Raw genomic sequence first — 13543 nt, 5'->3', positions numbered from 1 at the left:
TCCGGTCCGCGGGTACTGCCTGGTGCGTCTCGTTCCCGTTTACGGCCGTTTTGCGGCGGCCTCAGGCGGATCCTGCCCCCTGCGGCGGTGCCGGGAACGGGAGCAGCGCCACTGTTACGTTGTCGTGGCCCCCGCCGTCCAGGGCGTGGCCGACCAGGACCCGGGCCGCGTGCAGCGGCCGCGCCGCCGCGTCGGCGGGCACGACCTCGGCCATCTCCTCGGCCGACTCCGCGTAGTTCCACAGGCCGTCCGTGCACACCACGACCACACCGGGCCGGTCCGGCTTGAAGGAAGCGGTGTGCGGCTCCAGTTCGTAGGCGTCCGCGCCGAGCCAGCCGGTGATCGCGTGGGCCCGCTCGTCGGCGTACGCCTCGGCCTCGCTCATCAGCCCCGCGGCCACCATCTGCGCCGCCCAGGAGTCGTCCTCGGTGAGCCGGGCCGGCGGTGCGTCGCGGTCCACCGGCACCCAGTAGACCCGGCTGTCGCCGACCCAGCCGACCACCAGCAGGCCCGCGGCCACGATCGAGGCGACGAGCGTGCACGCCGGGGCGTTCTGGTGCGGGGTGTGCTCGCGGGCCTCCGGGGGCTCCTCGGCGAGGGCGTTGACCGCCTCGGAGGCGGCGACGATCGCCTCGTGCATCGCCGCCTGCGGGTGCGTGCCCTGCGGCAGCGCGGCCAGCAGCGCCTCGCTCGCGGCCCGGGACGCGGCCAGCGAGGCCTCGTCGGGGCGGGTCGCGGAGGAGACGCCGTCGCAGACGACCGCGAACACCGCCGGGGTCCCGTCCGGCAGCGCGGCGTGCCCCACGCTGAACGCGTCCTCGTTGCGGTGGTGGCGCAGCCCGCGGTCGCTGACGGCGGCCAGCGGACCGGACTCCTGCTCCATGTGGTCGCGTTCGCGCGGCTGGGCGTGCCCGCAGTTCTCGCAGTAGCCGTCGTCGTCGACCCGGCCCGCCCGGCAGGCCACGCAGACCTTCGGCAGCTCGGTCGTCTCGGCGCTCTCGGTGGCGGAGGCGGCCACCCGCGGGTCCGGCGCCTGGAGGGCGTAGTCGTCGTCGGGCTCCGGCGGCCGGTCGAAACGCACCCCGGCGGCCGGCGGCACCGGCGCGCCGTGCGGCGCCGAACCCGGCAGCGGCTTGCCGCCCGAGTCCGTGCCGGGCAGGTCCGACGGCAGGTGCGGGGCCGCCGTCGGGCCGGAGCTGTCCGGCTCGGGCGGTGGCCAGGCCACACCGGGGGAGCCCATGGTGAGGGTCGGGTGGTCCTGGGGCGCGGCGGGCACGGCCGACAGGTCGTACCCGCACGCACCGCAGAACAGGTCACCCGATTCGAGCGGCTCGGCGCAGCTCGGGCACTTCGCCGGTGCTGCCTGCTGGGGCATCTGCGACATCAACTACACCCACGTCCGGGGGCGGTAACGGTTGGCCCGTTCCACCAGCTCGATCCTCTCCTCACCGCCGGTCGCCAGTCTGGCCAGCGTGCGGTACGAGCGCTCCAGGCCGAAGCGCAGGCCCCGCTCGTCCAGACCGCTGCCGAGCAGCACCCGGCCGCCGACGACGGGCTGGAAGTCCCGGCCTCCGGAGAGTATCCAGTCCAGCGCGCAGCCGAGGACTTCCGCCGACAACTGCTCACGCCGCGCCGGATCCAGACCGTACGCGTCCAGCGCCTCGATCTGCCCGGCGGCGGCCGTCAGATCGTCCAGGAACGGCGTGTCGTCGGGCGTCGCGGTCCGGTGCCGCAGCCGCGACCGCACGGCCGCCACCCGGGCCGCCGTGTAGTGGATCGACGCCTCCGGCACCGATTCCAGGGTACGCACCGCACCGCGCCGGTCCCCGGCCGCCAGCTGCACCCGGGCCAGGCCGAACGCGGAGCTGACGAAGCCCGGGTCGGTCGCCCACACCAGCCGGTAGTACTCGGCCGCGTTGTCCAGCTGGCCGAGCACCTCCGCGCACAGGCCGAGCGCCAGCTTGGGCGCGGTCTCGCCGGGAAAGGCGTCGTAGATCGCGTCGAAGGACAGCGCCGCGCCCTCGTGGTCGCCGGTGACCAGGGCGCTCACACCGCGGTACCAGACCACCCGCCAGTCGTCGGGCTGCTCGTCCTCCAGCCGGCCGAGGGTCAGCAGCGCCGCCTCGAAGTCGCCGTTCTCCAGCCGGGCCCGGATCTGGCGCAGCCGGGTCTCGACCGTCTGCGACGGTGCCGCGGCCAGCGCGCTGAGCAGGCTGACCTCGCCCGCTCCCGAGGTGGTCAGCCCCGCCAGGAACCCGGCGTTCGGGTCGTTCGGATCGACCGTGGGGACCGGCAGGGCGAGCGCCACCGCCGGGACCGGGACGGGCCGCACCAGGGACGGTGCGTCCCCGGATGCCGCGCCCGGCGGCTCCAGCGCGAGCGTCCTGGACGCCACCGCCCGCGCGCCCAGCCGGGACACGTCCCCGGCCAGCTTCGGGAACAGCTCCGTGTCCATGACCTTGACCTCGGGCCCGAACAGGGTCGACAGCGCCGGCCTGGCCCTGCCGGTCTGCACCGACACGACCTCGCGCAGCACACCCGTCAGCTGCTCCGCCATCTCCTGCGCGGAGGCGAACCGGCGGGCCGGGTCGGGGTCGGTGGCCCGCACCAGCAGCCGGTAGAAGGACTCGTAGCTCCGGAACACCTCGATGGTGTCCGGGTCGGGCAGCGAGTCCACGAAGACGGTCGTGTAGCCCTGGAAGTCGAACGTGAGGACCGCGAGGGTACGGCCGACCGTGTACAGGTCGGAGGCGACCGACGGGCCGACCTCGGCGACCTCCGGGGCCTGGTAGCCGACCGTGCCGTAGATCGCCGACTCGTCGTCGTCCATGCGGCGCACCGCGCCCATGTCGATCAGCTTGAGCTGGTCCTCGGTCTGGATGGCGTTGTCGACCTTGAAGTCGCAGTACAGCAGGTTGCGGCTGTGCAGATGGCCGAGGGCTTCCAGGGCCTCGATGCCGTAGGCGCAGGCCTGCTCCACCGGCAGCGGGTCGCGGCGGCCCTCCGGGGTGCGCCGGTCGTTGGCGATCTCCTTGAGGGACTTGCCGCCGACGTACTCCATGACGATGTAGCCGTCGAGCGAACCGGTGCGCTGGTCCAGGTGCTCCACGAAGTTGTAGATCCGGACGATGTTGGCGTGCTCGATCTCCGCGAGGAACCGCCGCTCGGAGATCGCGGCGGCCATCGCGTCCTGGTCGCCGGTGTCCAGCAGGCCCTTGAGCACCACCCAGCGGTCGGAGACCGCCCGGTCCACCGCCAGGTAGATCCAGCCAAGACCGCCGTGCGCGATGCAGCCCACGACCTCGTACTGGCCGTGCACGACGTCCCCGGCCTTCAGCTTGGGCACGAACGAGTACGGGTTCCCGCACTTGGTGCAGAACCCCTCGGTGCGCCCCTCCCGCTCCCCGCGGGCCCGGCCGACCGGCGCCCCGCAGTCCGAGCGCGAGCAGAACCGCTTCCGCTCGGGCACCTCGGGGTTGTCCAGGACCATCTCGCGCGGGTCCGGCCTCGGCACCTGCGGGACCGTGACAAGACCCGCGCCCAGCCGGCTGCGCCCCGACCCGCTGGTCGACGAACCCGAGCTGCGCACCGACACCGAACGGCCCGTCGACCTGCCCGACAGGGACCGCGAGAGCCGCCCGGACACCGAGCGCCGTGACTTCGACGACTGCGAGGACGTACGCGAACTGCGGCCGGTGGAGCGCGCGCTGGCGCTGCTCGCCGAATCCCGGCCCCCGGCCGTGACCCCGGTGGGCGGCGATTCCACCGAGCCGCTCACCGAGACCACCGGGGCCAGACCACAGGTGTCGCAGTACAGCTCGCCGTCGCCGACGTCCTCGTACGTGCCCTCGCAGTCCGGCCGCTGGCACGTCTGTCCCGCCTGGCTCATCGCCGACGCATCCCCCTTGTCGCTCACGCTCCGGGTCCCCTCCGGTCCTCGGGACCGCTCTGCTGCGGCACCCGCGGCGCACCCAGCGCCTCGGCCGCCGCCTGCTGGTAGCGCAGCACCGCCTGCTCCGCGACCCGCAGGTCGCAGGGCGCGCTCCACAGCATCCGCCGGGCCGCGTCGTACCGCTCGATCAGGAACGGGTCCTCCGCAAGCCCGTGCCTGGCCACCTTCGCCTTGTAGGCGTCCAGTCGGCCGCGCAGCTCCGCGCGCACCGCCAGCGGCGCGGTGACCGCCGTCAACGACTCCCGCGCGCGCAGCAGTTCGTCCTCCGCCTTCTGCTCCAGCGACTCCAGGAGCGGCGACAGCCGGTGCCACTGGGCCGACCTGCGGTACTCCGCGGCCGTCGCCAGCTGCTCCTGCAGCGCGGTCGGCGGGCCGCTGACCACCGGCACCTCGGTCGCCGCGATCTTCGCCAGCACCTCGCCGCGCGCGGTACGCGCCTCGGCCAGGGTCCGGTCCGCCCGCGACAGCACGTCCCGCAGCGTGATCAGCCGGGCCTCGGCGTCCTGCCGGACCGTCAGCACGGCGTCGATCTCCCGCCGCACCTCCTCCAGCGCCCGCGCCTGACGGTCGTACGCCGCGGTGTCCGGCCGGCCGCCGCCCGGCGCCGAACTGCCCTGCGCCGGAACCCAGAAGCCCAGCGGGTCCGAGACCACGTCCTCGCGCAGCCTCGTCAGTATCCGGGTGATCCGCTCCAGGTCGTCGCCGGCCGGGTGCTCGCCGGGCCGCACGCCGACGGAGTGCGCCAGCTTGCGGGTGCGCTGCAGCTCCGCGGCGAGTAAATCGATCCGCGCGGGCAGCGCCGACCACACCGCGTCGGCGGTGACGACCATGTCCAGCGAGGTCGCGTACAGCTCGTTCATCCGGTCGACCAGGGTCTCCAGCGAGAAACGCTCGCTGAGCCGGCCGCCCGCGGACAGCAGCGTCGGCGCGTTGGCCGCCGCCGAGGCGCTGCCGGCGACCGTGACCGACTCGCCGCGCAGCAGCTCGGTCAGCTCCACCAGGTCCTCACGGCTGGACCAGCGGCGCCGCGCCCTGATCTCCCGGGCCGCGCGCAGAGCGTCCGTGTAGGCGTCGAAGTACGCCCACAGCAAGGTGATCGAGGCGTCGGCGGACGTCCAGCGCTCCCGGGTCGTCCCGGTGAGCTCGGCGCCCTCCAGGAGCCTGCGGCCCGCGTGGTCCTGGAGGGCGAGCAGCGAGGTCTCGATCGCCTCGTGCTCGGCGCCGAGCCGCGCCAGCGCACGGTCCACCTCGTCCCGGTCCATCACCGGCCCGGTGGGGTCCGTGACGCCCATCGATCACCTCTCGCTCGCTCGTCGGGGCTGGGCCGCGCGGATGCGGGTCAGCTGGTGCGCAGGTACTGCGGCGCCGACGGTTTGGACGCCGCCGAGTCCGCTCCCAGTGTCGCCGACAGCCACTTGTCGTACGACGCCTGCCAGCCGTCGGCCCGGTAGCCGACCAGGATCTGATTGACCCGGCGTACCAGATCGGTCGCACCCTGCTTCATCGCCACGCCGTAGTACTCGGTGGTGAAGGCCGCGCCCTTCAGTTCGACCGTCGGGTCCTGCGCGGCCTGGCTGGCGGCCAGCGCGCCGTCGGTGACCACCGCGTCCGCCTCACCGAGCTGGAGCCTTACCAGGCAGTCGAGTTGGTTCGGCACGGTGGCGGAGATGTCGGCCGAGGCGGGCAGCTTCCCGGACTTCTTGTCCGCGTCCAGCTTCGCGTACGCCGTCGAACCGGCCGCCGTGCAGATCCGCCGGTGCGCGAGCGAGCTGTCGTACCCGGTGATCGGCGACGACTTGGGCGCCAGCACCTGCTGGCCGGTCTTGAAGTACGGGGCGGAGAACGCCACGTCCTTCAGCCGGTCGCAGTTGATGGTCATCGTGCGGACCACCATGTCGACCCGGCCGTCCTGGATCGCCGGTATCCGCTGGCTGGTCGGAATCGCCTTGAACTGCACCGCGTCCGGGTCGCCGAGGATGTCCTGGGCGATCCGGTGCACCAGGTCGATGTCGAAACCCTCCAGCTCCGCACCCGCGTTGTTCGGGTTGCGGTAGCCCCAGCGGTAGCTGTTCTGGTCGACGCCGACGATCAGCTTCCGCTTGGCACCGGTACGGGCCTTGATGGCGTCGATCGTCGTGCCGTCCGCGCCCGACGGCGACCAGGTCTCGTTCTGCGCCTGGGAGTCGGTGCAGTTGCCGGCCGTCGCCTGGCGGGCGGTGGCCGACCCCGACCCGCCGCGGCCCGCGCCCGTCGTGCTCCCCGCGGACGACTGGGTCAGCGGCAGCAGCAGGACGAACGCCAGCGCCACAGCGCAGCCGACCGCCATCGCGCCCACTCCGCCCCAGCCGCGCAGGGAGGCCCGCATCCTCCGCACGAACACCGTCCCGCCCCCTCTCACCGGTACTCCGAAAGCCTGCGCCCGATGCCGAACAGCGCGCCCGACGCCGCCGCCACACCCAGCATGGCGGCACCGATCGGCAGCCCGGACATCGCGTCCCGGCCGTCGGTGGCCCGCGCCTGGAACTCGCTCTCCTCGTGGGCGAGCGCGTTCTTCAGGTTCGCGTCGACGCTGTCGAAGCACTCGGCGGTCGCGCCCTTGTCGCCTATCACCTTGTCCAGCGCGGCCTGGTAGTCGCCGTTCTCGTCCTCGGTGCGGGCGTCGGCGTGCCGCTCCTTCCACACCTTCATGTTCCCCTGGGCGGCCTGCACGGGCTTGCTGCCCGCCTGGTCGTCGGCGAGCGCCGCGGCCTGCGAGAGGCCCTTGGCGAGGGCCGTCATGTCCTGGTCGAAGTCGTAGTAGTAGGCGTCGTAGGTCCGCCCGTCGACCGTGACCGTCTCCGCGCCGCGCGAGACCAGGCTGAGGTTCTCGTTGCCCCGGGCCTTCAGGGAGGCGATCCGGGCGTCGTGCAGCACGTTCAGCGAGCGGACGCCGTGGTCGTAGGAGCCGTCCAGGCCGGCGCGGGCGAGACTGTGGCCGACGACCAGCCACAGCAGCGTGACCACGGTGGCCGCGGAGGCCGCGACCAGGCCGTGGTTGAGCAGGCGGTTGGTGCGGCGGTAGTGGCGCAGCTGGGCCCAGCCGAGCGCGAGGAGGGCGAGCAGGCCGAGGACGATCGCCGCCCACGGATAGGGGGTCGCGTCCGCGTAGTCGGACGACAGCCGGCCGTTCTCCTTGGTGTAGAGATCCTCCGCGGCCGGGAGCATCTCCTTCTGCATCTTCTCGTTCGCGTAGCGCAGGTAGGCGCCGCCGACCGGATAGCCCTGGCGGTTGTACACGCTGGCCCGCTCGACCAGCCCCTTGTACTCCGGGAGCAGCTTGTTCAGCTTCGCCACGGCCGCCTCCGAGGGCGAACCGGGCTCGGAGTTGGCGGCGGCGGTGACGAGTTTCGCGGCGGCCGTCCTGATGTCCGACTCGTACCGGGCCCGGGAGGCGGCGGTCTCCTGACCGCCCGCCAGGAAGCCGCTGGCGGCAGCGGTGTTGGCGTCCGCCAGCGAACGGTAGATGTCGGCCGCGCCCGAACTCAGCGGCTGGCTGCGGTGCAGCACGTCGTCGGCCGCCGCCGCGCGGTCGGTCATCTGCCAGGCGGTGACCGCGCCGAAGGCGACGATCAGCACGGCGAGGACGGCCCCGATCAGGCGGAGCCGGCCGGGCTCGGTGGTGACGGCGGCACGCACCTGCCCGACACCCTCCGCGAAGGCGGTGCGCCGCCGGGGCGTCACCTCGGGCGCGGAAGAGCCGGTCCGCTGTGCGGGCAGGACGGTGCCCGCGCCCGGCGGTGCCGCGCTCTTCGTCGGCGGGTGTGTCACTCGACCTCCCCCATGGTCATCCGGTCGCCGCCCAGTATCGCCGCCCGGACTGACATTCGGCACCGGCCGTCACGGGATCTTGATCCGATCGCAGCGGAACCCCTGCCCATGAATACGCCGGGGGGATCGGTTCGGTTCCGCGAGGGTGGTGCGGGGGCACGGCGCGGGGGCGCGGCGCGGAGAGGATGCGGCATCGTGGCCGGGCGCGGGCCGGTGGGGGCCGGTCGCGCGGTTCCTTCCCCGGCCTTCGGCCGGGGGTGCCCCCAGCGCCCCTACGGGGCACGTCCGGCCCCCACCTGCGGTGTCACCCCTCGAAGTACGCCCGCACCCTCTCCTGCACGGGCAACCGGGCGCCCACCGTGTCCAGTCCCAGCAGCGCGGCGCCCAGCACCGGCCGGGCCCGGACCACGCTCGGCACCGCCTTGGGCGCCCGTGCCGCCAGCAGTTCCCGTACGCCGTCGTCCAGTTGCGGGTGACCGCCGGTCAGCACGCCGCCGCCCAGCAGGACCGGCGTCTCCTCGTCCAGCAGGTCGAGGCGGGTCAGCGCGACCGTGGCCATCGTCGCGACCTCCTGCGCGAGGCGGTCCACCACCGAGCGCGCCACCGGGTCGCCGTCGGCGGCCGTCGCGAACAGCACCGGCGTCAGCTCGTGCCGCCTGCCGTACGCGACGTGCTCCAGGTGCAGCGCCTCGATCAGCGCGTACATGGACGTCAGCCCGAAGTGCGCCGGAAGGGTGTCCACCAGGGCCGTCGGCCCGCCGCGCCCGTCCTCGGCCCGCGCCGCGTGCCACAGCGCCTCCTCGGCCAGGCCCCAGCCGCCGCCCCAGTCACCGGAGATGCGGCCTATCGCGGGGAAGCGGGCGGTGCGGCCGTCGGGGCGCATGCCGACGCAGTTGATGCCCGCCCCGCAGACCACCGCGACGCCCCGGGGCTCGGCCACGCCGGCCCGCAGGATCGCGAAGGTGTCGTTGCGGACGGTCACCGAACCGCCCCAGCCGCGGGCGGCCAGCGCGGTGGCCAACTGCTCCTCCTCCACCGGCAGATCGGCGTTGGCGAGGCAGGCGGAGACATGGCCGGCCGAGGTGACGCCGGCGGCGGCGTACGCCTCGGTGACCGCCGCCGCCACCTCGTCCACGGCCTGCTCGACGCCGACCACGGGCGGCCGGAAGCCGCCGCCGCGGGCCGTGGCGAGGACCTCGCCGTCCGCGGCGACCACCGCGACGTCGGTCTTGCTGTTGCCCGCGTCGATGGCGAGGACACTTGCGGTCAGGCCCACGCGAGGTGCTCCCGGTTGTGCGCGATCAGCTGGTCGGTGAGGGCGTCGGCGTAGGCGTACTGGCCGACGAGGGGATGCGAGAGCAGGGCCCGGAAGACCCGGTCCCGGCCGCCGCGCAGCGCCGCCTCCAGCGCCAGTTCCTCGTACGCCGTCACGTTCGCCACCAGCCCCGCGAAGAGCGGGTCGACGTCCGGGACGGGCAGCGGCACGGGCCCGCCGGAGCCGACCGCGGCCTGCACCTCGATCACCGCGTCGTCCGGGAGGAACGGGAGCGTCCCGCCGTTGTACGTGTTGACCACCTGGTACGGGTTGCCGCCGCCGCCCAGCAGCGCCGCCGCCAGGTCCACCGCCGCCTCCGAGTAGTAGGCGCCGCCCCGCTTGGCGAGCAGCTCCGGCTTCTCGTCGAGCGCCGGGTCGCCGTACATCTCCAGCAACTGCTTCTCCATCGCGGCCACTTCGGCGGCCCGGGACGGCTTGGTGCGCAGCTCCCGCACGACCTCGTCGTGGGCGTAGAAGTAGCGCAGGTAGTACGAGGGGATCACGCCGCCCAGCCGGTCCAGGAGCCCCGGCGGCAGCCTCAGGTCGGCGGCGATGGTGTCGCCGTGCTCCCCGAGCAGCTTGGGCAGCACGTTCTCGCCCTCGGGGCCGCCGAGGCGGACCGCCGTCTCCCAGGTGAGGTGGTTGAGGCCGACGTGTTCGAGGTGCACCTCGGAGGCGGTGACGCCGAGCAGGTCGGCGAACTTCCGCTGGAAGCCGATCGCCACGTTGCACAGCCCGACCGCCCGGTGCCCGGCCTGCAGCAGTGCGCGGGTCACGATCCCCACCGGGTTGGTGAAGTCGATGATCCAGGCGTTCGGGTTGGCGCGGCGGACGCGTTCGGCGATGTCCAGGACGACGGGTACGGTCCGCAGCGCCTTGGCGAGGCCGCCCGCGCCGGTGGTCTCCTGGCCGATGCAGCCGCACTCCAGCGGCCAGGTCTCGTCCTGCTGCCGGGCCGCCTGGCCGCCGACGCGCAACTGGAGCAGCACCGCGTCGGCGCCCTCGACACCGGCGTCCAGGTCCGAGGTGGTGACGATCCGGCCGCTGTGGCCCTGCTTGGCGAAGATCCGGCGGGCCAGTCCGCCCACCAGCTCCAGGCGGTCGGCGGCCGGGTCGACCAGGACCAGTTCCTCGATGGGCAGGGTGTCCCTGAGCCGCGCGAATCCGTCGATGAGTTCGGGGGTGTAGGTCGAGCCTCCGCCGACCACGGTGAGTTTCATAAAAGGGTTAACCCTTCACTCCGGTGAGCGTGACGCCCTCGACGAACGCCTTCTGGGCGAAGAAGAACACGAGGATCACGGGGGCCATGACCAGTACGGTCGCGGCCATGGTGAGATTCCAGTCGGTGTGGTGCATGCCCTTGAACGACTCCAGGCCGTAGGACAGGGTCCAGGCGCCCGGGTTCTCCGAGGCGTAGATCTGGGGTCCGAAGTAGTCGTTCCAGGCGTAGAAGAACTGGAAGAGGGCGACGGCGGCGATGCCCGGCTTCGCCATGGGGATCACCACCCGCAGCAGGGTGCGCAGGTCACCGCAGCCGTCCACCTTCGCCGCGTCCAGGTACTCGTTCGGGATCGTCATCAGGAACTGGCGCAGCAGGAAGATGGAGAACGCGTCGCCGAACGCCATGGGGATGATCAGCGGCCACAGCGTGCCGGACAGGTCCAGCTGCTTCGCCCAGAACAGGTACATCGGGATGATGACCACCTGCGGCGGCAGCATCATCATCGAGATGACCAGCATCAGCGAGAGATTGCGGCCCCGGAAGCGGAACTTGGCGAGCGCGTACGCCACCGGCAGCGAGGACACGACGGTCAGGACGGTGCCCAGACCGGCGTAGATCAGCGTGTTCTTCCACCAGGTCAGGAAGCCCGGGGTGTCGAACACCTTCTTGTAGTTGCCCCACTCCCAGGTGTGCGGGATCAGGTCCCGGCTCAGTGCCTGGCTGTCGCTCATCAGCGAGGTCAGGAACACGAACACGAACGGGAGCGTGAAGAACAGGGCGGCGGCGAGGCCGACGGAGTGCACCGCCACCCAGTTCAGCAGTGCCTTGCGGCGGGCGGTGCGCTCGGCCGGGGAGACCGGCTGCGGCGCCAGTCGCGCCGGCCGGTCCAGTACCTGGGTCATCGTCAGTCACCTGCCTGGATGAGACCGCCCCGGCGCCGCATCAGGAACGCGGTGAACACCATCGACAGGGCGAAGAGGACGAGGGCGACGACACAGGCGGAGCCGTAGTCGAAGCGCTGGAAGCCGAGGTTGTAGACGAGCTGGGGGAGGGTGAGCGTCGACTTCTCGGGATAGCCGGGCTCGAACTGGGTGCCGGCGCCCTGGATGACGCCCGAGGCGACCTTCCCGGCGATCAGCGGCTGCGTGTAGTACTGCATCGTCTGGATGACGCCGGTGACGACCGCGAACATCACGATCGGCGAGATGTTCGGCAGCGTCACGAACCGGAAGCGCTGCCACGCGGACGCCCCGTCCAGCTCCGCGGCCTCGTACTGCTCGGTCGGCACGTCGAGCAGCGCGGCCATGAAGATGACCATGAGGTCGCCGATGCCCCACAGCGCCAGCAGGGTCAGCGCCGGCTTGGACCAGGTGGGGTCGTTGAACCAGCCCGGCGCCGGGATGCCGACCTTCTCCAGGATCGAGTTGACCGGCCCGGTGCCCGGGTTGAGCAGGAACGCGAAGGCCATGGTCGCCGCGACCGGCGGAGCGAGGTAGGGCAGGTAGAAGAGGGTGCGGAAGACGCCCGTACCCGTCTTGATCTTCGTGATGAGCATGCCGACGCCGAGTCCGAAGACGACCCGCAGCGACACCATCACGACCACCAGCCACAGCGTGTTGCGCAGCGCGGGCCAGAAGTAGGGGTAGTGCTCGAAGACGTAGCTCCAGTTCTTGGTGCCGGTCCACGTCGGCGGCCGGAAGCCGTCGTAGTGCATGAACGAGAAGTAGACCGTGGAGATCAGCGGGTACGCGAAGAACACCGCGAACCCGATCAGCCAGGGCGACATGAAGGCGGCCGTACGAAGCGCCGACCGGCGGCGCTTCGACGCGAGGGTGATGGCGCTCATCGCTACTGGGCCTGCGCGATGTCCGTGTCGATCTGCTTGGCCGTGGCCGCGAGGCCGGCCTTCAGGTCCTTGGCCTTGCCGCTCTCGTAGTCGTAGCCGAAGTTCTGGATCGTCGTCAGGTAGACACCGCCGTTGATGGAGGCGGGAGACGTCGTCGAGTCCGGGTTGGCGGCGATGTCCAGGAAGGTCTTGAAGCGCGGGTCGTACTTCAGCTTCGGCGACTTGAGGGCGGTCAGCGTGGACGGCACGTTGTGGATGGCGTTGGAGAAGTTCACCACCGCGTCGGTGTCCGTGGTGATGTACTTGACGAACTCCCAGGCCGCGTTCTGCTTCTTGCTGGTGGAGGCGATGCCGGCGATGGTGCCGGTGATGTAGCCCTTGCCGTACTGGGCGGCCTGGTCGTCGGGGACCGGCAGCGGGGCCACGCCTATGTCGAACTTCGGCTTGGTCGCCAGCGCCATCCCGAGCCGCCACTCGCCGTCGAGCTGCATGGCGACCTGGCCGGTGTGGAAGGGGTGCTTGTCGCCCCACTCGTCGCCGAGCGTCGCCCGGTACTTCTCCAGCTTCTGGAACCCGCCGAGGTCGTCGACGAGGTTCTTCTGCAGGGTGAACGCCTGCGTGAAGGCCGGGTCCTTGGCGATGTTCGACTTGCCGTCGGAGGTGAAGTACTGCGGCGAGAACTGGGCCGCGTAGTGCTCGGTCGTGGTCTCCCAGCCGTGGTAGTCCGGCATGAAACCGAGCTGCTGGTAGCTGTCGCCCTTGGCGATCGTCAGCTTCTTCGCGTCCGCCCGGAACTCGCTCCACGTCTTCGGCGGCGAGGTGATGCCGGCCTTCTCGAACGCCGTCTTGTTGTAGTAGAGGCCGTACGCGTCACCGAGCAGCGGGACCGTGCAGCGGTTCCCGTCGAACTGGGTGTACTCGTTCATCGCCTTCGGGAACGTCGTCTCGGGGTCGATGCCCGCCTTCTTGAAGAACGGGTTGAGGTCGATCAGCGCGCCCGAGGAGCAGAACTTGCCCACGTTGTTCGTGGTGAACGAGGAGATCACGTCCGGGGCCTTGTCGCCGCCGCCGCGTAGCGCCTGGTTGACCTTGTCGTCGGTCATGTTGCCGACGACGTTGACGTGGATGTTGGGGTGCGTCTTCTCGAAGTCGGCGACCAGCGACTTGACCGCGGCGACCTCGCTCGCCGAACTCCAGCCGTGCCAGAAGTTGATGGTGGTGTTCGCGGAGGCGTCGTCGTCGGCTCCGGAGGAGGACTGGCCGGTACAGGCGGTGAGCAGGGCCAGTGAACTCGCGGCGGCGGTCAGGGCAAAAGCCGTCTTTCGGGCCACTGCGGGTGTGCGTGAGGGCATGACGGGATCTCCCAGGGGCGGGCGGGCGGTGACGGAGGAAGCTGCTGTG

10 protein-coding genes are annotated in these 13543 nt (G+C 71.9%); all 10 read right to left on the bottom strand.

Translation table 11 applies throughout. The annotated features are described in order from the left end of the window. Positions 1-61: 61 nt before the first annotated feature. Positions 62-1387 carry a PP2C family serine/threonine-protein phosphatase gene (locus ACIQOE_RS04915; RefSeq protein WP_362643251.1) on the bottom strand — a complete coding sequence of 442 codons (1326 nt, stop codon included), beginning with the start codon at positions 1385-1387 and terminating at the stop codon, positions 62-64. Further along, a complete protein-coding gene (locus tag ACIQOE_RS04910; protein WP_401410113.1) occupies positions 1388-3889 on the bottom strand; it encodes a tetratricopeptide repeat protein in 2502 nt (833 codons plus the stop codon). It lies immediately after the preceding gene. A 23-nt stretch (positions 3890-3912) separates the two neighbouring features. Then, the gene (locus tag ACIQOE_RS04905) at positions 3913-5244 is read right to left on the bottom strand and encodes a hypothetical protein (RefSeq protein ID WP_351319283.1); all 1332 of its coding nucleotides are present in this window, start codon (positions 5242-5244) and stop codon (positions 3913-3915) included. A 47-nt stretch (positions 5245-5291) separates the two neighbouring features. Continuing rightward, on the bottom strand, positions 5292-6317 hold the full coding sequence (locus ACIQOE_RS04900; protein ID WP_351319868.1) for a glutamate ABC transporter substrate-binding protein: 1026 nt from the start codon (positions 6315-6317) through the stop codon (positions 5292-5294). 29 nt (positions 6318-6346) lie between these two features. Next, positions 6347-7759 (bottom strand): hypothetical protein, encoded by a 1413-nt coding sequence (locus ACIQOE_RS04895; protein WP_401409670.1) that lies wholly within the window; start codon positions 7757-7759, stop codon positions 6347-6349. A 304-nt stretch (positions 7760-8063) separates the two neighbouring features. Beyond that, positions 8064-9035 carry a BadF/BadG/BcrA/BcrD ATPase family protein gene (locus ACIQOE_RS04890; RefSeq protein ID WP_365559844.1) on the bottom strand — a complete coding sequence of 324 codons (972 nt, stop codon included), beginning with the start codon at positions 9033-9035 and terminating at the stop codon, positions 8064-8066. Continuing rightward, a complete protein-coding gene (locus ACIQOE_RS04885) occupies positions 9026-10294 on the bottom strand; it encodes a 6-phospho-beta-glucosidase (protein WP_365559842.1) in 1269 nt (422 codons plus the stop codon). Before ACIQOE_RS04885 ends, ACIQOE_RS04890 begins: the two co-directional genes overlap by 10 nt. Positions 10295-10301: 7 nt before the next feature. Next, positions 10302-11198 carry a carbohydrate ABC transporter permease gene (locus ACIQOE_RS04880; RefSeq protein WP_351319289.1) on the bottom strand — a complete coding sequence of 299 codons (897 nt, stop codon included), beginning with the start codon at positions 11196-11198 and terminating at the stop codon, positions 10302-10304. Between the two features lie 2 nt (positions 11199-11200). Beyond that, the gene (locus ACIQOE_RS04875; RefSeq protein ID WP_351319291.1) at positions 11201-12142 is read right to left on the bottom strand and encodes a sugar ABC transporter permease; all 942 of its coding nucleotides are present in this window, start codon (positions 12140-12142) and stop codon (positions 11201-11203) included. A 2-nt stretch (positions 12143-12144) separates the two neighbouring features. Continuing rightward, positions 12145-13494 carry an ABC transporter substrate-binding protein gene (locus ACIQOE_RS04870; RefSeq protein ID WP_365559841.1) on the bottom strand — a complete coding sequence of 450 codons (1350 nt, stop codon included), beginning with the start codon at positions 13492-13494 and terminating at the stop codon, positions 12145-12147. Positions 13495-13543: the final 49 nt, after the last annotated feature.

The sequence above is a fragment of the Streptomyces sp. NPDC091282 genome (genome assembly GCF_044757385.1).
GTDB classification, from domain to species: Bacteria; Actinomycetota; Actinomycetes; order Streptomycetales; family Streptomycetaceae; genus Streptomyces; species Streptomyces gramineus.
This window is presented reverse-complemented; position numbering and strand designations above follow the sequence as displayed.

Excerpts from the sequence above, each read along its gene's own strand:
- ACIQOE_RS04870 (WP_365559841.1), bottom strand. The coding sequence starts at position 13,494 with ATGCCCTCACGCACACCCGCAGTGGCCCGAAAGACGGCTTTTGCCCTG.
- ACIQOE_RS04905 (WP_351319283.1), bottom strand. The coding sequence starts at position 5,244 with ATGGGCGTCACGGACCCCACCGGGCCGGTGATGGACCGGGACGAGGTG.
- ACIQOE_RS04875 (WP_351319291.1), bottom strand. The coding sequence starts at position 12,142 with ATGAGCGCCATCACCCTCGCGTCGAAGCGCCGCCGGTCGGCGCTTCGT.
- ACIQOE_RS04880 (WP_351319289.1), bottom strand. The coding sequence starts at position 11,198 with ATGACCCAGGTACTGGACCGGCCGGCGCGACTGGCGCCGCAGCCGGTC.
- ACIQOE_RS04910 (WP_401410113.1), bottom strand. The coding sequence starts at position 3,889 with ATGAGCCAGGCGGGACAGACGTGCCAGCGGCCGGACTGCGAGGGCACG.
- ACIQOE_RS04885 (WP_365559842.1), bottom strand. The coding sequence starts at position 10,294 with ATGAAACTCACCGTGGTCGGCGGAGGCTCGACCTACACCCCCGAACTC.
- ACIQOE_RS04900 (WP_351319868.1), bottom strand. The coding sequence starts at position 6,317 with ATGCGGGCCTCCCTGCGCGGCTGGGGCGGAGTGGGCGCGATGGCGGTC.